General features: G+C 65.0%; 19 protein-coding genes. 8 read left to right on the forward strand and 11 right to left on the reverse strand.

All coding sequences use genetic code 11. From position 1 onward, the window contains the following. Nucleotides 1-106: 106 nt before the first annotated feature. Nucleotides 107-562 (reverse strand): DUF3617 family protein, encoded by a 456-nt coding sequence (locus C8J40_RS08600; RefSeq protein ID WP_132896696.1) that lies wholly within the window; start codon nt 560-562, stop codon nt 107-109. Between the two features lie 225 nt (nt 563-787). On the opposite strand from C8J40_RS08600, the gene C8J40_RS08605 reads away from it, so the two are divergent. Further along, nucleotides 788-2,083 (forward strand): MFS transporter, encoded by a 1,296-nt coding sequence (locus C8J40_RS08605; RefSeq protein WP_132896697.1) that lies wholly within the window; start codon nt 788-790, stop codon nt 2,081-2,083. Here the strand turns inward: C8J40_RS08605 and C8J40_RS08610 are convergent. Further along, nucleotides 2,070-4,334, reverse strand: a complete 2,265-nt coding sequence (locus C8J40_RS08610) for a glycoside hydrolase family 3 N-terminal domain-containing protein (protein ID WP_132896698.1) — start codon at nt 4,332-4,334, stop codon at nt 2,070-2,072. The genes C8J40_RS08605 and C8J40_RS08610 overlap by 14 nt on opposite strands. Nucleotides 4,335-4,554: 220 nt before the next feature. Between C8J40_RS08610 and C8J40_RS08615 the strand changes: the two genes are divergently transcribed. The 3 genes from C8J40_RS08615 to C8J40_RS08625 all read left to right on the forward strand — a co-directional run bounded on the left by C8J40_RS08615 (nt 4,555) and on the right by C8J40_RS08625 (nt 10,192). Continuing rightward, nucleotides 4,555-5,598 carry a LacI family DNA-binding transcriptional regulator gene (locus C8J40_RS08615; RefSeq protein WP_132896699.1) on the forward strand — a complete coding sequence of 348 codons (1,044 nt, stop codon included), beginning with the start codon at nt 4,555-4,557 and terminating at the stop codon, nt 5,596-5,598. Between the two features lie 20 nt (nt 5,599-5,618). Beyond that, nucleotides 5,619-8,678, forward strand: coding sequence for a TonB-dependent receptor (locus C8J40_RS08620; protein WP_243693288.1), 3,060 nt, complete (start codon nt 5,619-5,621; stop codon nt 8,676-8,678). Between the two features lie 68 nt (nt 8,679-8,746). After that, nucleotides 8,747-10,192, forward strand: a complete 1,446-nt coding sequence (locus C8J40_RS08625) for a glucoamylase family protein (protein ID WP_132896700.1) — start codon at nt 8,747-8,749, stop codon at nt 10,190-10,192. 55 nt (nt 10,193-10,247) lie between these two features. Here C8J40_RS08625 and C8J40_RS08630 read toward each other — a convergent pair whose 3' ends face one another. The 3 genes from C8J40_RS08630 to C8J40_RS08640 all read right to left on the reverse strand — a co-directional run bounded on the left by C8J40_RS08630 (nt 10,248) and on the right by C8J40_RS08640 (nt 14,565). Beyond that, complete coding sequence (locus tag C8J40_RS08630) at nt 10,248-11,510, reverse strand: FAD-dependent oxidoreductase (RefSeq protein WP_132896701.1); 1,263 nt, start codon at nt 11,508-11,510, stop codon at nt 10,248-10,250. A gap of 226 nt (nt 11,511-11,736) precedes the next feature. Continuing rightward, on the reverse strand, nt 11,737-12,699 hold the full coding sequence (locus C8J40_RS08635) for an SGNH/GDSL hydrolase family protein (protein ID WP_132896702.1): 963 nt from the start codon (nt 12,697-12,699) through the stop codon (nt 11,737-11,739). A 483-nt stretch (nt 12,700-13,182) separates the two neighbouring features. Beyond that, nucleotides 13,183-14,565, reverse strand: coding sequence for a helix-turn-helix transcriptional regulator (locus tag C8J40_RS08640; protein WP_132896703.1), 1,383 nt, complete (start codon nt 14,563-14,565; stop codon nt 13,183-13,185). A 199-nt stretch (nt 14,566-14,764) separates the two neighbouring features. Between C8J40_RS08640 and C8J40_RS20235 the strand changes: the two genes are divergently transcribed. The 3 genes from C8J40_RS20235 (at nt 14,765) to C8J40_RS08650 (ending at nt 16,807) form a co-directional block, all read left to right on the forward strand. Continuing rightward, nucleotides 14,765-14,929, forward strand: a complete 165-nt coding sequence (locus C8J40_RS20235) for a hypothetical protein (RefSeq protein WP_164913371.1) — start codon at nt 14,765-14,767, stop codon at nt 14,927-14,929. Between the two features lie 172 nt (nt 14,930-15,101). Then, nucleotides 15,102-16,088 (forward strand): cation diffusion facilitator family transporter, encoded by a 987-nt coding sequence (locus C8J40_RS08645; RefSeq protein ID WP_132896704.1) that lies wholly within the window; start codon nt 15,102-15,104, stop codon nt 16,086-16,088. A 56-nt stretch (nt 16,089-16,144) separates the two neighbouring features. After that, the gene (locus tag C8J40_RS08650; RefSeq protein WP_132896705.1) at nt 16,145-16,807 is read left to right on the forward strand and encodes a hypothetical protein; all 663 of its coding nucleotides are present in this window, start codon (nt 16,145-16,147) and stop codon (nt 16,805-16,807) included. Here the strand turns inward: C8J40_RS08650 and C8J40_RS08655 are convergent. Further along, the gene (locus C8J40_RS08655; protein ID WP_132896968.1) at nt 16,804-17,451 is read right to left on the reverse strand and encodes a DUF4893 domain-containing protein; all 648 of its coding nucleotides are present in this window, start codon (nt 17,449-17,451) and stop codon (nt 16,804-16,806) included. The genes C8J40_RS08650 and C8J40_RS08655 overlap by 4 nt on opposite strands. An 84-nt stretch (nt 17,452-17,535) precedes the next feature. Next, complete coding sequence (locus C8J40_RS08660; RefSeq protein WP_132896706.1) at nt 17,536-18,321, reverse strand: 3-hydroxybutyrate dehydrogenase; 786 nt, start codon at nt 18,319-18,321, stop codon at nt 17,536-17,538. Nucleotides 18,322-18,423: 102 nt separating this feature from the next. On the opposite strand from C8J40_RS08660, the gene C8J40_RS08665 reads away from it, so the two are divergent. After that, nucleotides 18,424-19,338, forward strand: coding sequence for a neutral zinc metallopeptidase (locus C8J40_RS08665; RefSeq protein WP_132896707.1), 915 nt, complete (start codon nt 18,424-18,426; stop codon nt 19,336-19,338). 86 nt (nt 19,339-19,424) lie between these two features. Here the strand turns inward: C8J40_RS08665 and C8J40_RS08670 are convergent, their stop codons facing one another. The 4 genes from C8J40_RS08670 to C8J40_RS08685 all read right to left on the reverse strand — a co-directional run bounded on the left by C8J40_RS08670 (nt 19,425) and on the right by C8J40_RS08685 (nt 23,941). Continuing rightward, nucleotides 19,425-19,706, reverse strand: coding sequence for a DUF427 domain-containing protein (locus C8J40_RS08670; protein WP_132896708.1), 282 nt, complete (start codon nt 19,704-19,706; stop codon nt 19,425-19,427). 11 nt (nt 19,707-19,717) lie between these two features. Beyond that, a complete protein-coding gene (locus C8J40_RS08675; protein ID WP_132896709.1) occupies nt 19,718-20,074 on the reverse strand; it encodes an ArsC family reductase in 357 nt (118 codons plus the stop codon). Between the two features lie 73 nt (nt 20,075-20,147). Beyond that, nucleotides 20,148-21,272 (reverse strand): Ca2+-dependent phosphoinositide-specific phospholipase C, encoded by a 1,125-nt coding sequence (locus tag C8J40_RS08680; protein WP_132896710.1) that lies wholly within the window; start codon nt 21,270-21,272, stop codon nt 20,148-20,150. Next, nucleotides 21,272-23,941 (reverse strand): TonB-dependent receptor, encoded by a 2,670-nt coding sequence (locus C8J40_RS08685; RefSeq protein WP_132896711.1) that lies wholly within the window; start codon nt 23,939-23,941, stop codon nt 21,272-21,274. Before C8J40_RS08685 ends, C8J40_RS08680 begins: the two co-directional genes overlap by 1 nt. Nucleotides 23,942-23,965: the final 24 nt, after the last annotated feature.

Genomic DNA, 23,965 nt, shown 5'->3' on the forward strand with positions numbered 1-23,965 from the left:
GTCCTTCTGCACGCACAGCGATGTTGCTGCGGAAGAACTCTACTTTGAACTTGATACAGGACCGATCGCGGGATGATCCATCCGGCCGAAAATGTCGCGTTTGAGCCTAGTTGCCGATCCGCGCCGCGCGCTGGTTCAGCACGATCCGCATCGCACCCTTGGGGGTCGTACCCGTGACCGTCGCCTGCCCGACAAAGCCATTGCCGTCGTACGTGCCGGCGCGCACAATCTGCATCGGCTCGCCGCGCTTCTGTGGACAGGTGAGCGCCTGTGCATAGCGGCCATCCGCAATGCGCTGACTATCGACCCTGCACCCCGCCTTTGGATCGGGGACCAACAAAGCCTCGACGCCTTGCGCCGGCGGTAGTCGCTTATGCTCGGCCTTCGACTTACCGCGTATCATCCGCAAGATGAAGCCCGGTGCTCCGGGTATGGCGATGTCGGCCACGGTGGACGTGACGTCCCATCGTCCGGCCGCGAGCACCGGCCCACCCGCGGTGGCGATCGACGGCAGAGCACCCAGCGCTACGACGAGAAGTTTCAACGCGGAATGTGCCTGCATGCCTTTGTTTACAGGGCAGTGTTTTGCGATGCCAGTCTTTAGTGACGCGGTCGGCCGTTGCGCCGGGGCGAACGAGCCGCGAAGACGCGCCATGATGTCGCTTCCCCCACCGCCCCTCGCGATACTCGCAGATCGCGTTGCCCCGGTTGTTATTCTCCTAGGCCGACGCCGCCGGTCCAACTGCGTGCGATCCTGCGTGAAATGCCGTTTCTACCGCGTGACCCTATGATCCGACGTCGCAGATCGTCGTCCGTGCGCGGCACGCTGGTAGTGTTCAGTGCCGGGGACTTCGCGTTCAATCTCTACTGGCAGGCGATCAGTCTATATCTGCTATTCTACTATATCGACGTGCTGGCGTTGCCGCCGGCGACCGCGGGTATCGTTTTCATGATCGGCGCGATCTGGGACGGAATCGCGGATTTCGCCGCCGGCGCGGCAGCGGAGCGGATGCGGCTTTCCTATCGTCGGCTAGTCGGATGGGGTGCGCTGCCGCTCGGGCTGGCATTCGTTGCGATGTTCGCGGTCCCGGCTGGTGCAGCCGCCTGGGCGCTGGCGACACAGGTCGTGTTCCGCACGCTCTATGCCTTCACCAACATACCCTATGCCGCGTGGACGACGCGGGTCGCGCCGACCAGCCGGGAGCGCTCGTTGGTGGCAGGCCTACGGATGGGGTTCGGCGCAGCGGCAGGCGTTTTGGTCGCCTTGGCCCTGCCGTGGCTGGTCCGAGGTACCGGCACCTACGCCGCCGCGACTGCGCTGCTCGCAATGCTGGGCGTGCCGGTGCTGATCGTCATCGCCTGGCGCGTTCCCGAACCGACACCGCCCGTTTCGACATCCGACCATCCCCGGATCCTGACCGGGCTTGGCGCACTGGTTCGCAATCGCGCGTTCGTCGCGATCAATATCGCAGCGGCAGCGGGCGGTGCCGCGACCGCGCTGACCAGCCAATCGGTGCTCTATTTCTTTCGCTACGTGCTCCACGATGCACCTGGTGGCCCGCACGCGTTGGCCGGCATGGCGCTCGGCAGCCTGGTGGCGGTGCCCCTTTGGACGGCGGTCGCAAGAGCCCGGGGTGCGCGGACCGCCTGGATCGTTGCTGGAGTGTTCGCGCTTCTGTTGCCCGCCGGGTTCGCGCTGATCGCAAGCCCCGGCACCACCGCGACGGCGGCGTTCCTGCTGGCGATGCAGGCGGCGTTCGTCGGCGTCTCGGTGGCGGCGTGGACGCTGTTGCCCGATGCGGTCGACTGGGGCGAAGCGCAGAGCGGCAAACGCGTCGAGGCGCTGGCGTTCGGCAGCTTCGCGCTGGTGCAGAAGATCGCGCTGGCGGGCGCTGGGTTCGCAATCGGCGCGGTCTATCAGGCGAACGGGTTCGTGGCCGGTGCGGCGCAAGGCTCGGACAGCTTGTACGCGATCCGGTGGCTGATGCTGGCGGGCCCCGCCTTGCTGATCGCGGCGATGCTGGTGGCGGTGATCGCCATCCCGCTTCGCCGCGATACGCTGTTGCAGGTCAGGCGAGCGTGAACTCGCCGGAGACGCCCTCGGCCTGCGCCGAAGGGGCGACCCATATCTGGAACCGGCCTGGCTCGACGGTCGGTTTCAGGTCGCGTCCGACGAACAGCAGGTCGGCCTTGCGCAGGGTGAACGCCACGACCTGGCTCTCGCCGGGCTTCAACATGACCTTACGGAACGCCTTCAGCTCGCGGACCGGGCGCGTGACGCTGGCGGCGACGTCGCGGATGTAGAGCTGCACCGTTTCCTCGGCAGCCCGCGTGCCGGTGTTGGTGATCGTCGCGCGCACGGTCAGCGCACCGCCACTCGCCATCTGCGCTGAACCGAGGTCGAGGCCGGCATAGCCGATCGTGCCATAGGTCAGGCCGTGGCCGAACGCGAACAACGCGTCATTGGCGAACTCGCGGTAATGCGCCTTGTATTCCATCAACGGCCCCGGCGGGTTGGGACGACCGGTGCTCTTGTGATCGTAATGATAGGGCTCCTGGCCCGTCGCGTGCGGGAATGAGACCGGGAGGCGTGCGGACGGCCCGGTCTTGCCGAACAGAACGTCGGCGATCGCAGGGCCGTCCTGCGAGCCGAGGAACCAGGTGACGAGGATCGCGGGGGCCTCGAGCACGGCACCGCCGAGCGCCAATGCGCGGCCGTTGCGGAGTAGAACGACGATCGGCTTGCCGGTTGCCGCGACCGCCTCGACCAGCGCCATCTGGGCGGGCGGAATGACGATGTCGACGCGCGACTGTGCCTCGCCCGACATGCGCTGGCTTTCGCCGATTGCGAGCACGACGATATCGGCAGCTTGCGCCGCAGTGACGGCGGCGGGGATGCCGCCAGCCAGTGGATCATCGACACCCGAACCGAGCGCGACGCTGACAAGCGACGGATCGGCAACCGTCGCGCGGACGCCGGTCGCGAGGTCGACCGCCTCAGCATCGGTGCCGTAGACGTTCCAGGGGCCGATCAGGTCGTGCTGTCCAGCCGCGAACGGACCGATCAGCGCGATCCGCTTGCCTTGCCTCGGCAGCGGCAGGAGACCGCCGTCGTTCTTGAGCATGACGATCGACTTCGCACCGGCCTCGCGGGCGAGCGCGAGGCTCGCGCGCGTGCGGATCCGGGTCTTCTCGCGGCGCGGATCGATCCGGCGGAACGGGTCGTCGAACAGACCGAGCTGCACTTTCAACGCGAGCACGCGGCGGACGGCTTCGTCGAGCCGCGCCATCGACACGTCCCCGGACGCGACCAGATCGGGCAGGTGTTTGAGGTAGAACCCGCTCTGCATGCTCATGTCGACGCCGGCCATGAAGGCGAGCTTGGTCGCCTCGCGCGCGTCCGCAGCAAAGCCGTGCGCGATCAGTTCCTCGTCACCGGTATAGTCGGAGACGACCAGCCCGCCGAAACCCCATTCACGCCGCAGCACGTCGGTGAGCAGCCAGGGGTTGGCAGTGGCGGGGACGCCGTTGATCTCGTTGAACGACGCCATCACGGTCGGTGCCCCCGCCGCAAAGGCTGACTGGAACGGCGGGAAATACGTTTCGCGGAGAGTGCGTTCGGAGATGTCGACCGAGTTGTAGTCGAGCCCCGCCTCGGCCGCGCCATAGGCGGCAAAATGCTTCGCGCACGACGCGACCGCATCGGGTGCCGCGAGCCCGCGTTCGCCCTGGAACCCGCGCACTCGGGCGGCAGCCATCATCCGGCCGAGTAGCACGTCTTCGCCGGCACCCTCGACGCCGCGACCCCAGCGCGCGTCATGGGCGATGTCGACCATCGGCGCGAAGGTCCAGTCGATCCCGGATGCAGCAGCCTCGGCACCGGCCGCGCGCGCGGTCCGCCGCGCCAGCTCCGGATCGAAACTCGCGGCCTCGGCCAGCGGCACCGGAAACACGGTCCGCAAGCCGTGGATGACGTCGGCCGCGAACAGCAGCGGGATCTTCAGCCGCGACTCGCGCATGGCAACGGTCTGCATCCGCTGCGCCATCACCGCGCCGTTGCCATTGAACACACCACCAAGCCGCCCCGCCCGAACATCGGCAAGTTGACTATCGAAACTGGCGGTCCCGCCGGCCGGGTTGAGCGATGTTGCTGCGCCGCCAGCCCAGGCCGCCGCCATCAGCGTCAGCTGGCCGGCCTTTTCGACCACCGTCATCCGGCCGATCAGCGCCTCGACCGATGCGGGCAAGGCCGCCGTACCGCCCCTCGCCTGCTGGAGCAGCGCGCGTGCGGGACTCGCCGCCCAGGCCATCACCGCGGCGGCGCCCATCATCATCGCCCGCCGTGAAATCGCCGTTGAATTCGCCCGTGGATTTGTTGCCGCAGTCATCCGCTCACCCCTGTCCATGCCTCTAGCGATCGCGCCGGCACACACCGGAAAGACGATCGTCGCAAGGTTCTTGATCCCTGCTTCTGGATCATGTAACCGGTTACATCAAGAACAAGATGCCGATCGCAAAACGGAAGATCGGTGCCAGAGGGGATCCTGACGCTTCATGCCGCACGCCACTGTCCGTGATATCGCCCGCGAAGCCGCGGTGTCGGTGGCGACCGTGTCGCGCGCGCTGAACGGGCACAGCAACGTGCGCCCCGAAGTGCGCGAGCACATCGAGAGCGTCGCCTTGCGGCTCGGTTATGTCCCTCACGCTGCGGCGCGTCATCTGAGCTCGGCAAAGTCGGGCATGATCGGCGTCGTCGTCCCCGACCTGCACGGCGAGTTCTTCTCCGAACTGTTGCGCGGCATGGACCGCGAGGCGTCCGAGCGCGGCCTGTATTGCATGATGATGGTGATGCACGGCGATGCGCAGCGCGGTGTCGCGGCGCTGCACGCGATGCGCGGTCGCGTCGACGGGCTGGTGGTGATGGCGCCGCAGGTGTCGGCGGACGAACTGCTCGCGCACCTGCCCCGCGGCATGCCCGCCGTGCTGGTGAATTGTGCGCCGGGACACTCGGGACGCACCGAATTGCGGATCGACAATGTCGCGGGCGCGTCGGCGCTGGTCGAGCATTTGATCGCGACCGGCCGTCGGCGGCTGGTCCATATCTCAGGGCCAGCGGGCAACATCGATGCCGACGAACGACTGCGCGGCGCGCAGGAGGCGTGCGCGCGCGCCGGGCTTCCGCTCCGCGTGCTGGCCGGCGACTTCAAGGAGCCATCGGGCGCCGCTGCCGCCGCGACGTTGGTCGAGGAGGGCGCCGATATCGACGCGATCTTCGCCGCCAACGACATGATGGCGATCGGCGCGATGATGACGCTCAAGCGTGCCGGCATCGTCGTCCCCGACCAGATTGCGATTGCCGGATTCGACGATGTTCCGCTGACCCGGCTCATCTCGCCGTCGCTCACCTCGGCGAGCATCGACATCGCCAGCTTCGGCGCCAGCGCGGTCGCCCGGCTCGTGAAGGCGATCGCGGGCGACGACGATGGCGGTGTCGAGCAGCGCGTACCGATCGTGATCGTGCGCGAGTCCACCGGGCCGAGGCTGAGTGCCCAGCCCAATCAGAATCTTTCCAACGTCCACAACGAGAAACCCGAATAATCGGGAATAGGGGAACTACCATGAACAAGATGATGTTGCGTGCGGCGGTCGTCTCGCTGACTGCGCTGTCCGGCGGGCTGCTGTATGCGCCTGCCCCGGCGGCTGCGCAGGTCGGCCAGGCTTCGCTGCGCGGCACGATCACCGCACCCGCCGACAATCCGGTCGTCGAGGTCACCGCGATCGAGATTTCCACGGGCTTGCGGCGCACCGTGCCAGCGGATGCTCGCGGCGCGTACAACTTCGCCTCATTGCGTGCGGGCACCTATCGGCTCGAGATCAAGCAGCGCAACGGCACGCGCAATTCGGACGCCCTCACGCTGCGTGTCGGCCAGGTCGCCGGGCTCGATCTTGACTTGTCAGCCCCTACCGCGCCCGCTGCGACCGCTGGCGCCGAACCCGCCGGCACCCCCGGCGCCGATGCGCCCGCCGCTGGTGCAGCCACCGGCGGTGACGAGATCGTCGTCACCGGCAACCGCATCCGTTCGCTGTCGGGTGGCCAGGTCGGCAGCGTCATCTCGTCGCGCCTGATCGAGCAGTTGCCGCAGAACAACCGCAACTTCCTCGCCTTCGCCGATCTCGCACCGGGCGTCCGCTTCCTCGAGGATTCGAGCGGCACGTCGCGCATCCAGGGTGGCGCGCAGGACAGCCGCACGGTCAACGTCTTCATCGATGGCGTCAGCCAGAAGGATTATGTTCTCAAGAACGGCATCACTGGCCAGGACACCAGCTCGGGCAACCCCTTTCCGCAGCTCGCGATCGGCGAATATCAGGTGCTGTCGTCCAACTACAAGGCCGAGTTCGACCAGGTGAGTTCGGTCGCGATCACCGCGGGCACCAAGTCGGGCACCAACGAGTTTCACGGCGAGGCGTTTTTCGACTTCACCAATCAGGATCTGCGCGACCGCCGCCCGAGCGAAATCTTCCCGACCAACATCCCCAAGGCGGACACCAGCAACAAACAGTTCGGCGCCGCGCTGGGTGGCCCGATCATCAAGGACAAGATGCACTTCTTCGGCACCTACGAAGGCAAGCGCATCTCCAGCCCGTATGACGTCCGCCCGAACAACGACTTCCCGATCTCGCCCGTCCCCGAGCAGTATCGCGATAATTTCGGCACCTTCGCGCAGACATTCAAAGAAGACCTGTATTTCGGCAAGATCGACATCGTGCCGACCGACAACGACCTGATCGAACTGTCCGGCAAGTACCGCAAGGAATCGGGCCTCCAGAACACGACCGGGATCGACGCGGCGAGCACGTCCACGCTCAACAAGGTTGACGAAAAGCGCGGGCTGCTGCGCTGGCAGCATACCGGCAACCAGTGGATCAACGATGCGCGCCTGTCCTATGAGGATGCGGTCTTTTCGCCGACGCCCGCCAGCGACGGCATCACGCAATTCTTCCAGGCGACCCAGCGGTTCGGAACGGCCGTCTCGCGGACTGACCTCTTGCGGTTCGGCGCGGGCAGCAACTTCCAGTCGAAGGGCCAGAAAGGCTGGACGTTCCAGGACGATTTCACCTTCACCGGCTTCCAGGGCCATACGATCAAGGTGGGCGGCAAGGCCAAATGGGTAAAGCTCAATTCGCTCGAGCAGAACCTGACCAACCCGCTATACACCTATGACGTCAACGCGATCCCCGGCGTCGCCTTCAACGACACGCTGCCCTACCGGCTCCAGTTCGGTGCGACGACGGATGCGTCGGGTAACGCGACGGTCCGGTCCAAGAACTTCCAGATCGGCTTCTACGCGCAGGACGATTGGGACGTCACCAGCCACCTCACGCTGAATCTCGGCCTGCGCTGGGACTATGAGCGGACCCCCGCCTATCTCGATTACGTCACGCCAGCGGTCAATGTGGCTGCGGTGTCGCCCGAAAACTATCCGAACCTCATTGGCGCCGACTACAACATCAACGACTTCATCACGGACGGCAGCAAGCGGAAGGCGTTCAAGGGCGCCTGGCAGCCGCGTCTCGGCTTCACCTATCGCTTCGACGAGGCGGGCCGCTTCTCGATGTTCGGCGGCTATGGCCGGTCCTACGACCGCAACCAGTTCGACTTCCTCCAGCAGGAAGTCAGCCAGGGCCGGTTCCAGGTCCGCAGCTTCAACTTCATCGGCAACGACTCGGTCAATCCCTGCACGCCGAGCCAGACCTGCATAGCCTGGAATCCGATCTACCTGACCGATGCCGGGCGCCAGCAACTGCTCGGCGCCGCGACCGGCGGCGGCAGCGAGTTCCGCTTCATGAAGAACGACCTGAAGGTGCCCTATTCGGACCAGTTCAGCCTTGGCGTGCGCGGTCGCTTCTCGCCGGTCGAGCTGGAGGTCGGCGTCACGCATATCGAAAGCAATGACGGGTTCGTCTTCCTGCTCGGCAATCGCCGTCCGGACGGCTCGTTCTTCTTCAACGATCCGACCTCGGCGACCGATATCCCGCAATCGCCCTTCACCTTCACGCCCAGCGGCTACGGCTCGATCATCCTCGGCAGCAATGGGTTGAAGACCAATTCGGACGCCGCCTATTTCAAGCTGACCAAGGTGTATTCGGCATCCTCGCCGTGGAGCATCGACGCCACCTACACCTATACCCGGGCGGAAGAGAACCGGCAGTTCGGCGAGACCTATTCGCTCGATTATGCGCAGATCTCGGACTATCCGACACTGCGCTCGTCGGGCGTGCCGCGTCACCGGTTCGTGATCGCGGGCAGCGTCGACACCCCGATCGGCGTCACGTTCTCGAGCAAGTTCCAGATCGAATCGCCGAGCTTTGTGAAGGGCTTCATCGACAATGCGGATCCGTTCGGGCGTGTCCTGGTCGGACGGCAGACGGCCGGCCTCGGCGATGCCTGGGGTCGCCGTCAGCTCGATTTCGCCTTCACCAAATATGTGCCGATCGGCTTCGTGAACGATCAGGCGCGGGTCCGGATGCGGCTCGATATCCTGAACGTGATGAACGATCGCAACTATGTCGACTTCAACGCCAATGCGAGCGATCCGGCCTTTGGTCAGCGGTCGTCCTACAGCATCGGCGGCAACGCACCGCGTACCGTCAAGCTGTCGGCGGGCTTCTCGTTCTAAGACACACCAGCGGGACGCGGTCATGCCGCGTCCCGCCCCTGTTCGCTTATCAGTAACCGAAGGACGCCATGATCGATCGCAGGCAGTTGCTGGGCCACACGACGTTGGGCCTGGCGGGACTTATGGCCGGCTGCGCGATGCCGTCCGCTACCCGGCTCGGGACCGGCGCCACGACCGGTACGGCTAGCGGCACGGCGATGCCGACCGCGCTGCTCGCCGATCTGCACCAGCGCAGCTTTCGGTTCTTCTGGGAGACGACGGATCCGGCGACCGGGCTGGCGCCGGATCGCTGGCCGACGCCGTCGTTCGCGTCGATCGCCGCGGTCGGGTTTGCGCTGACCGCGTATCCGATCGGCGTCGTCAACGGCTGGATCACGCGCGACGAGGCGCGGACGCGGACACTCGCTACGCTGGAATTCTTTGCCGCCGCGCCGCAGGGCGACAGCAAGAGCGACGATAGCGGCTACAAGGGGCTGTTCTATCACTTCCTCGGTACCACCAAGGGGCACCGGTTCGCCCGCGCGGAACTGTCGACGATCGACACCGCGCTGCTGATCGGTGGGGTGCTGTTCGCGCAGAGCTGGTTCGACTCGGATCATCCCGGCGAGGTCCGGATCCGGGCGCTTGCGGATCAGCTATATGCGGCGATTGACTGGAGCTGGATCGTGCCGCGACCGCCGTTCATGTCGATGGGATGGCACCCCGAAAGCGGCTTTATTCCGCACGACTGGAACATCTTTAACGAGGCGATGCTGCTGTACGTGCTGGCGCTGGGATCGCCGACGCATGCGTTGCCGGCGGACACCTGGGACACGTGGACCGATCGCTTCGATGCGCAGTGGACGGACAAATGGGGCGGCGAGCCGCATATCCATTTCGCGCCGCTGTTCGTGCATCAATACAGCCATTGCTGGATCGATTTCCGCGGCATCCGCGACCGCTACATGGCGAAGAAGGGCATCGATTATTTCGAGAACAGCCGCAGAGCGGTGCGGTCGCAGCGGGCGTATGCTATCGCCAATCCGGGTGGGTGGAGCGGTTACGGCCCCGACGTCTGGGGACTGACCGCCTGCGACGGACCGGGCGACTTCACGATCGACCTCGGCGGGCGCAAGCGTGAGTTCTTCAGCTATTCCGCGCGCGGGCCGGACGATCGCGACGACGGCACGCTCGCACCCACCGCGGCGGCGGCGTCGATCGCGTTCGAGCCCGAACTGGCACGGCGCGCGATCGAGACGATGCATGGTCGCTACGGCACGCAGATCTACGGCAAATACGGGTTTCTCGACTCGTTCAACCCGACGCTGACCGCTGCGTCGGCACCGCTCAAGCATGGCAGCATCGATCCGAAGATGGGCTGGGTCGATGGCGATTATCTCGGGATCGACCAGGGTGCAATCGTCGTGATGATGGAGAATTGGCGGACCGGGCTGGTGTGGTCGACGATGCAGCGCAATCCGCATATCCGGCGTGGGTTGCAGCGTGCGGGCTTCACCGGCGGGTGGCTGGCCTGACCGCCGCCGCCTGTACGGTGTCCCGCATCACGTGCAGCCTCGGCTCGCGGATCGTTCAGCGCTCGATAGCGGCAACACCCAGTGTCTTGAGCTCGATCGACGTATCCGCAAGCACGGCTGCATCCACCTCGACCGATCCGGTGACCAGTGCGCGGCCCTGCACGTAGTCCCGTACGCGGTTGATGCAGTCCAGTGCGATTACCCGCCCAGCCTTCAGATAAATTAGCGAGAAGCTCCGAGTAGTCGGATCGCCGCGCAGCACCGTCTGGTCGTACCCCGACGAGAGACCGACGGTCTGGAGCTTCAAGTCGTATTGATTCGACCAGAACCACGGCACCGCGTGATACGGCTCTGGCGTGCCCGTCAGCGTCTTTGCGACAATAGTCGCCTGGTCATTGGCATTCTGCACCGATTCCAGACGGATCACCTGTCCCTCCGCGAACGCATTGGCATGCGCGGCACAATCGCCGATCGCGAAGATATCCGGCACCGTGGTGCGACAATGATCGTCGACGCGCACGCCATCGCTGCCCTTCGCACCGCCATCGGCACCGGCGTCCAACAGCGGACCGACTGCGGGTATAACGCCGATCCCGACGATGACCATCTGGCAGGGCACGACATCGCCGTCGACGAGGCGGACACCGCTGACCATCCCCGTGGCACCTTCGATGCCCGAGACGCCGACACTCGTGCGAACGTCGACGCCGTGCGCGCGGTGTTCAGCTTCGTAGAACTGCGACACGGCCGCACCCGTGACGCGCGCGAGCACGCGGTCCTGGGCCTCCAGGACGGTTACCCGTTTGCCGAGCTTGGTAAGCACCGCGGCCGCCTCGAGCCCGATATACCCGCCACCGATCACGACGACGCGATCGACCGCCGGCAGCTCCGCGATCATCCGATCGACATCCGCGCGCGTCCGTACGCTGTGAACCCCGACCAGATCATGCGTAGCGCACGGCAGACGCCGTGGCACCCCCCCGGTCGCCCAGATCAACGTTCCGTATCCGACCGCCGCACCCTCGGCGGTGGTCACGGTGTGTGCGTCGGGATCAACCTCGACGACCGTCTGCCCAGGCAGCAGCGTGATCCTGCGATCGTCCCAAAAACTTGCCGGCCGGAGCAGGATGCGCTCGAACGGCTTGTCGCCCGCGAGATACTCCTTCGACAAAGGTGGTCGCTCATAGGGCAGCGAGGGCTCATCGCCGAGCAGCGCGATCGTTCCGTCGAACCCGCGTTGGCGCAGCGCGATCGCCGCCTGCGACCCGGCATGGCCTGCACCGACGATCAGGACGTCGTAGCGATCAGGAAACGGCATGATCGATCCTCGCAGAAATATCAGGTCGCGTGGCGCGCGGGGTCGCGCATCCGCGGGCGGGGGGGGCGACGGAAGACATGCAGGCTGGCTATTGGCAAGCCTCGCGGACGTCAACGCATCGGGAACACCCGCCCGCATTACAGCAGCATCGCGCGCGCCGGGACCGGAACGGTGGGTGTGTCCGCCGACCTGCTGCGCGTCAGTCGGTCTGGTCGGTCACGCCCGGCTAACCAATCTCTTCGGCGAGAATGCCGGCAATCTGTCCGACGCGGGGACCGTCATGGCGCTCGCCCTTGCGTAGCACGGCCTTCGGTTCGAGATCGAGTTGCCGGACGATGAAGTTGCGCGATTGCGGCAGGCTACGAAGCCAATAGGAAAAGCGTCGATAATAGCTGAATTCATCATAGGCGGTCGCCTTGTGCGCCATCCCCCCGGACGCGACTTCGAAAATTCCCGTCGCCGGCCCCATGGCGAACAGCAACCCGCGAAACGTCAATCCCTCGGACAGAGTGCCGCGCAGCACGGCGCCCGCCGCAAGCTCGACATACGGCAGTTTGATACCCTTGCGTTCCATCACACCGGCCACCGGACCGAAGCTGGTTGCAGGAATATACCGGAAACGGCCTTCGCAAACCGTATCGGTATGATTGGCCCAGGGTCGATCCCGGACGATGCGACGCAGGAACGCGGTGATCGCATCGGCATAATACGCGGCCCCCAGCGGTGTAGTATGCGTACCGTCGCGCAACAGGTCCGCAAGGCGCCCCTCCGCCTTCGCTTCCACCATAGTATCGGTGAGGTCGAGCAGTGGCAGGTCGTCCTTTTCCGCCAGGGTGCGGATTGCTCGGATCAGCCGATCGGTCCGATAATCGACCGGGCCGCGGAACAGGTTGACGAAACACGGCATCGCACCGGCCTGCCGCACCTGCGCGACGGTCTCCGCCAGCTCACGGTCATAGCGATCCGGATCAGCCTCGGCATAGCGCAGACAGGTGGCAATCTCGAACAGCACGTAATCGTACCGATCGTAGCGCAGCAGCCGCCCGAGATAGGGCACGACAGGAATGGCGGCGCCGCCGAGCGCCTTGCTTTCGACCGCGATCTCGCCCGACAAGGCGCGTCTGACCAAGGGAACGAAGCCGGCGGTTTCTTCCGTGACGCTGAAACCGAATATCAGAACACGCGCCATTACACTTCCCCCATGCGCCCCAAATCACCAGAGGACGCAAATCCCGGTTAGCGCACGGGCTGTCCCTTGGGTACCCGTGTGAATGTACTCAGCGTTGGCACGTCGCTGCTTGGTCTATAGGTTCGGGGAAATACTCTGCGGACTGGTGGAAAAACGGGAGTTTGATGATTTTTCTTCGCCCAGAGATGATCACATCATCTCAAAATATCTAGTCTATGATTTCATTCGATTTTTCCGCCGATCGCCGTCGCTTGTCTCGCCCTTTTGGAAAAAGTCTTTCCAGCATGACGACTGTAACAACGACCAAGGCGAATACCGTGACGAGGAATATAACCGCGTCTGATGTCCAGTCTATGTTAATCAACCGCATGTTTTTTGCTTACCATTTCCTGTGGCGCGAACGGAAGATATAGCGGAATGACACCAAATCGCCAGCTGGAAGCTTTGCACAGCGTGCAATGATCCGGTTGCGTTGCCACGGCGTCAGTCGCCCGCAAACGTCAGTGCCGACGTTCGCCGCTCGCGTTCGTTGATCAGCAGCGCCCGCCCTGCCGGCGCGATTGAGCGTTGCGGACAATCATTACGAAAACAGGCGCGGCAGCCGAGACCGATCGGCATCGCCCTCCCCGCCAAGTCGAAGCCGCTTGCCGCCGCCAGCACGCCGGCCTGCGACGCGGCAACGCCAAGACCGATCGCAAACTCCGCATGCACCGCACCGAAGCGACTGCCTTGCGGCGTCACCGTCCGCGCCATCGTCAGCCAGCGTGCACCGTCTTCCAGCTCGACCAATTGCACCATCAGGCTGCCGGGCCGGTCGAACGCGTGGTGCAGTCGCCACAACGGACAACGCCCCTCCGCCTCGACCAATGCAGCACCGCTTGCACCGGGGTAGCGCTTTGATGCCTGCCCAGCGCGGTCGATCCGGATCATGAAAAAGGGCAAGCCGCGTGCACCGACGCGCTGCAACGTCGTCAACCGGTGTGCGACTTGCTCGAAACCCGCGCCGAAACGCCGTTGCAACAACTCGATGTCATACCCGGTGGCCTCGCAGCCACGCAGGAACCGCGCATACGGCATCATCAGCGCGGCGGCGAAATACCCGAGCAGGTGGCGACGATAAAGCCGCTCGGCGGCGCGATCGGTGAAACCCGCCCCCTTGGCCAGAGCGTCGATCTCCGCCTTTGCCTCGATCTGGCCGAGCTGGAAAGCGACCGCGAACGTACGTGAGGCAGGGTCGAGCATCTCGCTCAGCTGCAACTGGCGCGCATGCAGGTCCAGCCGGCGGAGCATGTCCGGCAACACGTCGGCCGGCAGCACCCGAATCGTCAGGCCGTGCTTCGCGCGCAATCGTTCGGCGATCGCGCCATACAGATCGCCCGCACCGAGCCGCAATTCGTCCGCCAATGCCTCCGCCGCCGCGTCGAGATCGGCGAAGTGGTTGCGCCAGCGTTCAATCTCGCGGCGCACCAAAGTCACCGGATCGTCGCCGGCTTCGGTCACCGCGCCATCGCCGATCCTGTCGAACACGCGCGCGAACGCCGCCGCGCCGCCGGGCGCGCTGGCGAGCCATTCCTCGACTTCGTTGCGGTCGATCTCGAGGTCGGCGAACATCGGGTCCGCCAGCCGGCGCCGGATCGCATCCGCGCCGCCGCCGGGCTCGGCCGCGGTCAGAGACCGCGGATCGAAGTCGAAACTCTCCGCCAGTTTGATCAGCAGCGTCGCCGATACCGGACGCTGGTTACGCTCGACGAGGTTGAGATAGCTCGGACTGATCGCGAGCATGTCGGCCATCGCCGCCTGCGTAAGCCCCGCCCCACGCCGCAAGCGACGGATCGCATGCCCCGCCAGCAATTTCCGCTCCGCCATCGCAAACCCTCCTGTCACGATATTTACAGATCTACAGTCGCTAGACAAGCTGTACGGACACCGCGACGCGGAGAGGATGCGGTATTGCGTTCCAACCTGCCGGCCATCCCCGTTAGTACGTGTGCATCGCCTCTCTCGACCCAGCCTCGCTGTAAAGAGAGAGACAAGACGACCCGTGTATCATCGAAGGAGGCAAGCCATGCAGACGACCACCGAACAACCCCGCGCCCGCGCCGTCTTCTCGACCAACGATTTCGCGCTGATGAAGGAAGTGCTCGGCGAAATGATCAGCAAGACCTCGATCGACGACGAACGCCTGACGCGGATGAGTGCGCTGTACCACCGCCTCGGCCGGCTTGGCTGACGCGCTTCACACAGTTTCCTGGGGAGGAAAGGTACCCGCCGTTGGCTCGTCCATCGGCGGGTATTCCCGTTCTTGATTATCCTCCCCCGGCAAGGTGAAGGTCGAGTGGCGATACCCAAACCGTTGCGAAGCCGGCCCTTTCCAATGGCCCTCCCTCGTGTAGGACGGCGGCATGGCCAAGACACTGACTGCTCGCATCAAGGACGACATCGTCCTCTATGGCGCCCTCGCCGCAAATCTCGGGATCGGCGTGGCTAAATTCGTGGCGGCCGGGATGACCGGATCGTCGTCGATGCTCACCGAAGGCGTCCATTCGGTGGTCGACAGCGGCAACCAGGTGCTGCTGCTCTATGGCCAGCGCAAGGCCAAGCGCCCCGCCGACGAGGCGCATCCGTTCGGCTATGGTCGCGAGCTGTATTTCTGGGCGTTCGTCGTCGCGATCCTGATCTTCGCGATCGGTGCGGGCGTGTCGATCTTCGAGGGCTGGCGGCATATCCGCGAGCCCGAACCGTTGACGAGCCCGACAGTCGCCTATGTCGTGCTGGCGATCTCGTTCGCGCTCGAGGGTAGCAGCTGGACGATCGCGATGCGCGAGTTCGCCAAGGCCAAGGGCGATCTGGGCTGGTGGGACGCGATCCACCGGTCGAAGGATCCCGCCGGGTTCATTGTGCTGTTCGAGGATTCGGCGGCGCTTGCCGGCCTCGTGATCGCCGGGATCGGCATCTGGGCGAGCCATGCGTTCAACCAGCCTTGGATCGACGGGGCCGCGTCGATCGCGATCGGCGTGATCCTCGCGATGGTCGCGGTCCTGCTCGCCCGCGAATCGAAGGGCTTGCTGATCGGCGAGCGCGCCGACCCCGCGGTGATCGCCATGATCCGCAAAATCGTCGCGGCGCATCCCGCGGTCGTCTCGGTCAATCACGTTCGCACGATCCACACGGCGCCCGAGAGCATCTTCGCGGCGATCAGCGCCGACTTCGACGATTCGGTGACGATGGGCGATGGCGAGACGATGATCGAGGCGATGGAGACCGAACTTCGCGCCGCCGTCCCGACGCTGTCGTCGATCTACATCCGGCCCGAGAAGCGTGAGAACGCGACGCTCGCCCATACCCCTGCAACGCCGGACACCGCTGATGTGACTACCACGCCACACTGATGAAAATCAGACTCATCCCACTGGCAAGGCTCGACATTCCTAAATAATGTTGGGGAATGAGACCGCTATTTCGGCTGATCGCCCTGCTCTGCCTGTGCTTGGGATATGCGCTCCCCGCACAGGCTGCCGTTACCATCACCTTCTGGAGCCACGAGCTCGGCAACAGCTTCCCGCATGCGTTCTTCACGTTGCGGGGCGTACCCGACGCTGGCGGCGCGCCGGTCGACGCGAACTTCGGCTTTACCGCGAAATCGGTATCCCCGGCGCTGCTGATGGGCCCGGTCTCGGGCAAGCTCGACATCGCAAAGCCTACCTACGTCGCAGGCAGCGACGCGCAGTTCTCGGTGGTGATGACCGACGGGCAATATACGCAGGTGCTGAAGCTGGTCGACGCGTGGAGCGAGGGCAAGCCGGACAGCGTGTACCGTCTCGGCGATCACAATTGCGTCCACTTCGTCAAGGAAGCGGCGCGGATCGTCGGACTGTCGGGGCTCGACCAGACCAAGCTGATGAAGAAGCCGCGCTCGTATCTGAAGGCGGTCGGCGCGGCGAACATCGGTCGGGTCATCCCGGTCGGGATGCACGGCAAGGCGTATCTCGCGAGCCTTGCGCCGATCGTGCCGGTCGGCGCCGTACCCGCAACGTCGGCGTCGGCCGTGGCCGCGTATCAGTCCGCGACGGCAGCGCTCACTCAACCGACGTCCGCCTCGCCACGCTAGTTTGCGGGCACCAGTTCGACCACGTCCAGCACCGACTCGAACCTGGGATAGGGCAGCACGACGCGCCAGCGCTTGGCGCCGATCCGTTCGATCAACCCCGCCATGTCGCGATTGGCATCCCGGCCATAGCGCATCGGCCGCTTCTCGTCGCCGAGCTCCATCGTCCCGAGAAAGACGGCGCGCGCGTTGGTGTCGGCGAAGATCGTGCCGACCGGGCGCTGCGATCCGTCGAGCTTGACGAGGCTGACCACTTTCTCGCCGTCGTCGTCGCCCGTACCGATCCGGCAGGCGAACCATCCCGACATGGTGAAGGTCGGACCGATCCCGGCACGCGCGCCCAGCTTGTAGGTGCGGCACCGATACGCGCCTTCGGGCGGCAACGGATCGACAAGCGAGCGATCCGGGTTGAACAATATCGGATCGCCCGCGACCTCTTTGGGGTCGACTTGCGCCAGCGCGTCGATCCACGCACCGCGCCACCCCCTCAACCGCCCGCGATCGGCCTCGGTCGCGACCCGGCGCCAGTCCATGTCACGATCCTGACGACCGGGCAGCGGCACAGCGCCGACCTGCGCGACGCTGACGACGATCGACCCGCAGGTCACGATCGTCTTGCATGCGGTCGTCTTTAGCCAAGTCCGCATCGTCATCGTTCCTCTACACAACACAGATGCTATGCTTTTGGCATACCCGACCGCAACGGCATTTATCCCGTGCCGCCAGATCGCTCAGGCCGCGGTCCAGCCACCATCCATCGACAGGTTTGCGCCGGTGATCGCCTTGGCTTCGTCGCGGCAGAGGAACAGCGCGAACGCCGCCACCTGTTCGGGCGTGACGAATTCCTTGGTCGGCTGCGCGGCGAGCAGGACGTCGTTCATCACCTGATCGCGCGTCATCCCCCGCGCCGCCATCGTATCGGGGATCTGGTTCTCGACCAGCGGCGTCCAGACATAGCCCGGCGAGATGCAGTTGACGGTGATGCCGTCGGTCGCCGTCTCCAGCGCGATCGTCTTGGTGAGGCCGGCGATCGCATGCTTGGCCATGACATAGGCGGACTTGTTGGGGCTCGCGACGAGCGAGTGCGCCGACGCGGTCGAGATGATCCGGCCCCAGCCCTTCACGCGCATGTGCGGCACCGCGGCGCGCATCATGTGCCATGCCGAGGACAGGTTGATCGCGATGATCGCATCGAACTTGTCGATTGGGAAGTCGGCGATCCCGGCGACATGCTGGATGCCCGCGTTGTTGACGACGATGTCGACGCTGCCGGTCTCGATCGCTGCCCGCTCGACCATCGCCGCGATCTCATCGGGCTTGGTCATGTCGGCCGGATCGTACAGCGCGCGCGCACCGCTGGTTTCCGCCAACGCCGCCCGCTCCCGCTCGATCGCGTCCGCATCGCCGAAGCCGTTGAGCATCACCGCCGCGCCCTCGGCGGCAAACGCCTTGGCATAAGCGAGCCCGATCCCCGAGGTGGATCCGGTGATGACCGCGGTCTTGCCCTTTAGGAACATGCACACTCCCCAATCGCTTTGCGCAGCGGATTCGGCCGCCGTGCAACTCTAGCGCCACCTTGCGCATTTCGTTCCCAAGCAGAAACGAAAAGGGGCATATTCATGCGGCTCGACGATTACGATCCGAACATCAACGTCGAGGACCAACGTGGGTCGGGCGGCGGAGGCGGCGGCTTTGGCGGCGGCGGTGGCGGGCTGCTGATGGGACTGTTGCCGATGATCGGCAGCCGCTTCGGCTGTGGCGGGATCGTCGTCGTGCTGATCCTGATGGCGGTGTTCGGTGGCATGGGCGGTCTCGGCGGCCTGCTTGGTGGCGGCCAGTCCTCCGCCCCGACCACCCAGAGCGGACCGCGTTCAGGCACCGATACGAAATCGAGCTGTTCGCTGAATGCCGAGAGCAAGGCCGCGTGCAACGCGTTCAGTTCGGCGGACAACACCTGGGAAGCGATCTTCCAGAAGAACGGCCAGCGTTTTGAAGCGCCCAAGCTCGTCTTCTTCGACGGCAACGGCCGTTCGGGCTGCGGTGCGGCACAATCGGCGATGGGGCCGTTTTATTGCCCGACCGATCAGGGCATCTATCTCGACACGAGCTTCTTCAACGAGTTGTCGACTCGCTTCAAGGCGAATGGCGACTTCGCGCAGGACTATGTGATCGCGCACGAGTTCGGCCATCACATCCAGAAGCTGCTCGGCACCAATGCGCAGGTCCAGCAGGCGCAGCGTCAGGCCAGCGAGACCGAGGGCAATGCGCTGTCGGTGAAGCTCGAACTCCAGGCGGATTGCTATGCGGGCGTTTGGGCAGCGGCGAACCGGTCGCGGCTCGAGGCAGGCGATATCGAGGAAGGCATGACCGCGGCGCAGGCGATCGGCGACGATACGCTGCAGAAGCAATCGCAAGGCCGCGTGGTGCCGGACAGCTTCACGCACGGAACGTCGGCGCAGCGCCAGACGTGGTTGAAGCGCGGGCTGGACAGCGGCGACCCCGCGCAGTGCGATACGTTCTCCGGCGCGATCTGATTGGACCCGACGATTCTCCCTCGCAAGGGGCCTCCCTCCCAAGGGGCCTCCCTCGCAAGGGGGAGGATCGTCGGTCCTATTGCGCCTCAGGCGACCGTCACGCCCTTCCAGAACGCGTAGCGGCCCTCGATCTCCGCCGCGGCCGATTTCGGGGTCGGATAATACCAGACCGCATCGACGTTGCGTTTTCCGTCGACGACCAGCGTCTTGTAGCTCGCGACGCCCTTCCACGGGCAGTTCGAGTGCGTTGCGCTATCCGCCAGCAGCGCCGCGTCGATGCTGTCCGCGGGAAAATAATGATTGCCCTCGACCACGACCGTATCGTCCGACCGGGCAATCTCGTGGCCATTCCAGGTTGCAACAGGCATTATAAACTCCTTCAAGCGTGACCCAGCCCCGCCGCGTCATACCGCTCGGGCGTGAACCCTACCAGCAGCGTCTCCCCCGCTTCGAGCACGGGGCGCTTGATCATCGAAGGCTGCGCGAGCATCAGCGCGACCGCACGATCTGCGTCCAGATCTGTGCGCTCGGATTCGGGCAGCTTGCGGAACGTCGTGCCGCTGCGGTTGAGCACCACCTCCCAGCCCGCGATACCAATCCAACGCCTTAGCCGGTCCTCCGCGACGCCCTCTTTCTTGTAGTCGTGAAAGGCGTACGCGACACCGCGCGCGTCGAGCCAGGTCCGCGCCTTCTTCATCGTGTCGCAGTTCGGAATTCCGTATAGTTCGACCGTCACGCGGCTATCCTCCATGATAGCCGACGTTTAGACGGTCATCGAAAGGGTGGCGAGAGCGCGGCAGCGGCGGTCCTCAAGGCGCAACCGTGCACGGCGCCGCGACGAGCACCGGATTGCACCGTGCCATCGCTCCACCGGGCAGTGTCACCGCGAAACCGAACCCCTGCGGGTCGGGAGCGCCTGGATAATAGTCGGTACTGACCGCCTGCGCACCGCTGTCCGCCGCCGCCTTTGCCTTGGTCATGTCGTGCGTGCGCGCTTCGACGGTGTTGGCGTCGGTCCGCGTCCGGACGATCACGCCGGCCTTCACCCAGTCGCGGATGCGGGCGCCGTCGACCAACGGATCCTGGACGATCTGGATCGCGCTTTCGGGTTCACCGTCGGGATACCAGCCGAACATCGCCCGCCCCTGCAGCGACGGATGCCCCGCGCGATACGCGTTCGAGACCGCCGGACGGACGTCGAGCAGGACGTAGATCCGACCGCGCGCAGCATCCAGCGTGGGCCAGCCCATGTTATGCACGGCCGCCGCCAGCGTCGCAGCATTGCCCCGTACCTCGTCCGGCACGATCAGCCGCCGTCCCGGTATCGCCTGGCGGATTTCACGGTCGAGCGAGTCGAGCAGCGCGGCATCGTCTAGCGGCAGCGGTGCCGCGACCTGCGGCGACGCTTGCGTATCGGCGGCGTTGATCGTGATCATAATCGGCAGATGGCGCGGGTGCGCGCGCGACCAGGCATTCACTTCGCCGAGGCAACGCTGCAACGTCACGCAGGTCGAGATATAGTCGATGTCGGGAACGTGGAACACCTTGTACCCCGGGCGCAGCATGGCCGCGCGATCGAACGCGGTCTTTTCCCCCGCCGCCCGTGCGAGCCGCTCGCCCTTCGGATCGGCATAGCGACCGCCTTGCGGATCCGCGAAGATGTCGATCTCCAGCTGCCGCACGCCGCGATCGAGCTGTGCGGCCAGCGGCAGATGATAATAATCGAGCGCCGCCGCAGTCTTCGGATCCCGCCGCCGCAGCTCGGCCATCACCGCATCGGGGATCTTGGCCTTGAAGCTGTTGTGCGAGCCGACGACCTGGATATCGTTCATCCGCGCCGGCCCCTGCCCCGATGGACCGGCGGGCTTGGCGGCCTGGGTCGAGCCACTGATCGACAGACCGACCGACAGCACCGCGAGTACGAGGGTCCGCATCAGAATTCTGCCCGCACGCCGAACAATACGGTCCGCCCCCAATAGTTGATCTCGCCGAAGCGGTTCTCGTCGTCGTTATACGTATAGAGATGCGCGCCCGACAGGTTGATGCCTTCCAGGCTGAACGTCACCCGGTCGCTCGCTTTGACCGAGATATTGCCGTCGAGCGATCCGAACGGCGCGGTGTAGACCGGCGCCTGCGTCGTGCTGCCGGTACCCGACAGATACCGGTCGCGCCATACGTACGACAGCCGCGTCGAGATCGGTCCCTTTTCGTAGAAGCCGGTGATGTTGGCGCTGTTCTTCGACAGCCCGATCAGCTCGTCGCGGATCGGCCGCGCGCCGGCGGTGTAGCTCGCCTTGACCGAGGTGTGCGTATAGGACGCCTGCACGCCTAGCCCGTCGAACGGCGCCGGCAGGAACGTAAACACCTGATTGTACGCCGCCTCGACGCCGTACACCTTCGCATCGCCGCCGTTGACCTGCGTCGATAACAGCACGGTGCCGCGACCGGGGATGTCTATGTTGACGTTCTGCTGCGTGATGTAATCGTCCATCGCCTTGTAGAACACTGCGCCCGTCAGCGACCCTGCGCGGTTGAAATACCATTCGAGCGAACCGTCGAACTGCGTCGCGAGGAACGGTACGAGTTGCGGGTTGCCGCCGCTCGCGGTCGGCGCATCGGTCGACACGGTGATCCGCGGTGCGCTGTCGGTGACGTTCGGGCGGGTCAGCACGCGGCTCGCGGCAAGACGCCCGACCAGGTCATGCGTCAGTTCGGCGCGGAGGTTGAAGCTCGGTAGCCAGTTGTTGAACGTCTTGGGAAAGCTCGCCGGCGTCGCGACATTGCCCGTCGTCAGCGTGCCGCTCGCGATCTGATCGGTGTGGACATAGCGCACGCCGAGATTGCCGGTGACCGGCACCGCACCGACGTCGAAGCCGTAATCGGCCCGCGCATACGCACCCCAGATCTTCTCCTTCACGACGAATGACGAGCGTAGATCGCCCGCGGTCAGCGGCGAATTCTGCACCGCGGGGGTGAAGAAAGCGTCGAGATAGGCCTGCGTGACGGGCACCAGGAATGTACGCAGCGTGTTGCCCGAGACGCCCTTCAGGAAATCGTCGTACGGCAATTGCTCGTAGGCGCCCGTACCGAGGCTGGACAGCGGCGTGTTGGCGGCCGGATTGACGTTGAAATCGCGGCGGAAATAATCGCGCTTGCGCCAGTGATACTCGCCACCCGCCGCGAGCTTCGTGATGAACCCGTCGAAATCATGCGACAGATCGGCGCGGGTGTAGAAATCCCAGTCCTTGCTGTCCTTGGGCGCAATGTTGAACTGGTAGAGCTGGTAATTGGCCGGGTTGGTCGCATCGGTCGTGGTCGTGAAAGTCGGGATCGTCTTGTACCCGGCGGACGCATCATAGGTCAGCGGCGCGAAGAAGATCGCGCGGCTGCGTACCGTGCCTTCGTTATAGTTCGGGTGATAGCTGTGCGCACTCGACCAGTTCACCGCACCCGATGCGTGCCAGGCATCCGAATCCCAGGTCTGTCGCAGGCCGATGTTGAGCAGGTCGTGGCGATTGAGGCTGTATTCGCGCGATGCCATGAACCGCACGTCGTTGATCGTCGCGCCGACCACCGTATCGCCGTCGAGCTTGACGCTGCCGGGGACGATCACCGGGCGATGCCCCGCGACGCTCGCGTCGTCCGGATAGATGTCGAGGCCGAATTCGTCATAGGCGACGTCGAGCCGGGTCGCGAGGATATCGAGCGTCGTTTCGAACTCGGCACTCGGCTTCCACTGCGCGGAGACCATGCCCGAAATCCGCTTGCGATCCTCGGTCTCGATCGTTGGGCGCGTGCGCGTCGGCGTGTAGAGTCCGGTCGCGAGCCCCCCCGACGCAGGCGCGGTGAACTTGTCCAGATTCCAGCCGAAGTTCAGGAAGCGATCGTTGCGCACCGCCTTTTGCCAATATTGCGCGCCCGCGAGGATGCCGAACGTGCCGCTGGCGTTGGTCGCGCTGGTGATGACCGTCGCGTTCGGCTTCACCTTGTCGGTCTGGCTCGTATAGGTGCCGCGCAGATTGACCGTGGTCTTGTTGCCGACGTCGAGCGGGTGGAACGTCTTGACGTCGATGTTCCCGCCCAGCGCACCCTCGGTCATGTTCGCGGTCGGCGTCTTGACGACGTCGATGCTCGAGGTGAATTCGGCGGGCAGCATCTCGAAGCGGAACTGGCGGCCGTTCGCGCCGCCATTCTCGATCAGGTCGTTCAGCGCGACCGTGCTGCCGTTGAGCAACGTGCTCTGGAACTGCGGCCCAAGCCCGCGGACGCTGACGTACAGACCCTCGCCGCGCGGACGGGTGATCGTTACGCCGGGGATCACCTGCAGCGCCTCCGCGACGTTCTGCGCCGGGAACTTGCCTATGTCGGTCGAATTGACCGAGTCGACGCCGTAATCGGCACGACGCTTCGTCTCGGTCGCGGCGCGCAGGCTGCGTGCGTAGCTGCCGGTGACGACGATCTCGCCATTCTCTTGGGTCGTTGCATCCGTCGAGGGGGATGTTTGTGAGGCCGCGTCCACGCGCTCTTGTGCCTGCGCGGTGGCAACACCGGGCGTCAGGATAAGCGGAACCGAGGCCAGCAACAGACCTTTGACCATATGCATCGTTGATTTTTCCCCGTGGCGACG

The organism is Sphingomonas sp. PP-CC-3A-396, assembly GCF_004343105.1.
Taxonomy (GTDB): Bacteria; Pseudomonadota; Alphaproteobacteria; order Sphingomonadales; family Sphingomonadaceae; genus Sphingomonas.

Bases quoted from the DNA above. Each gene is read 5' to 3' on its own strand.
- C8J40_RS08620 (WP_243693288.1), top strand. From the start codon at position 5,619: ATGAACAAGATGATGTTGCGTGCGGCGGTCGTCTCGCTGACTGCGCTG.
- C8J40_RS08645 (WP_132896704.1), top strand. From the start codon at position 15,102: ATGGCCAAGACACTGACTGCTCGCATCAAGGACGACATCGTCCTCTAT.
- C8J40_RS08665 (WP_132896707.1), top strand. From the start codon at position 18,424: ATGCGGCTCGACGATTACGATCCGAACATCAACGTCGAGGACCAACGT.
- C8J40_RS08635 (WP_132896702.1), bottom strand. From the start codon at position 12,699: ATGGCGCGTGTTCTGATATTCGGTTTCAGCGTCACGGAAGAAACCGCC.
- C8J40_RS08630 (WP_132896701.1), bottom strand. From the start codon at position 11,510: ATGCCGTTTCCTGATCGCTACGACGTCCTGATCGTCGGTGCAGGCCAT.
- C8J40_RS08685 (WP_132896711.1), bottom strand. From the start codon at position 23,941: ATGCATATGGTCAAAGGTCTGTTGCTGGCCTCGGTTCCGCTTATCCTG.
- C8J40_RS08660 (WP_132896706.1), bottom strand. From the start codon at position 18,321: ATGTTCCTAAAGGGCAAGACCGCGGTCATCACCGGATCCACCTCGGGG.
- C8J40_RS08625 (WP_132896700.1), top strand. From the start codon at position 8,747: ATGATCGATCGCAGGCAGTTGCTGGGCCACACGACGTTGGGCCTGGCG.
- C8J40_RS08680 (WP_132896710.1), bottom strand. From the start codon at position 21,272: ATGCGGACCCTCGTACTCGCGGTGCTGTCGGTCGGTCTGTCGATCAGT.
- C8J40_RS08655 (WP_132896968.1), bottom strand. From the start codon at position 17,451: ATGCGGACTTGGCTAAAGACGACCGCATGCAAGACGATCGTGACCTGC.
- C8J40_RS08600 (WP_132896696.1), bottom strand. From the start codon at position 562: ATGCAGGCACATTCCGCGTTGAAACTTCTCGTCGTAGCGCTGGGTGCT.
- C8J40_RS08650 (WP_132896705.1), top strand. From the start codon at position 16,145: ATGAGACCGCTATTTCGGCTGATCGCCCTGCTCTGCCTGTGCTTGGGA.
- C8J40_RS08670 (WP_132896708.1), bottom strand. From the start codon at position 19,706: ATGCCTGTTGCAACCTGGAATGGCCACGAGATTGCCCGGTCGGACGAT.
- C8J40_RS08615 (WP_132896699.1), top strand. From the start codon at position 4,555: ATGCCGCACGCCACTGTCCGTGATATCGCCCGCGAAGCCGCGGTGTCG.
- C8J40_RS20235 (WP_164913371.1), top strand. From the start codon at position 14,765: ATGCAGACGACCACCGAACAACCCCGCGCCCGCGCCGTCTTCTCGACC.
- C8J40_RS08605 (WP_132896697.1), top strand. From the start codon at position 788: ATGATCCGACGTCGCAGATCGTCGTCCGTGCGCGGCACGCTGGTAGTG.
- C8J40_RS08640 (WP_132896703.1), bottom strand. From the start codon at position 14,565: ATGGCGGAGCGGAAATTGCTGGCGGGGCATGCGATCCGTCGCTTGCGG.
- C8J40_RS08610 (WP_132896698.1), bottom strand. From the start codon at position 4,334: ATGATGATGGGCGCCGCCGCGGTGATGGCCTGGGCGGCGAGTCCCGCA.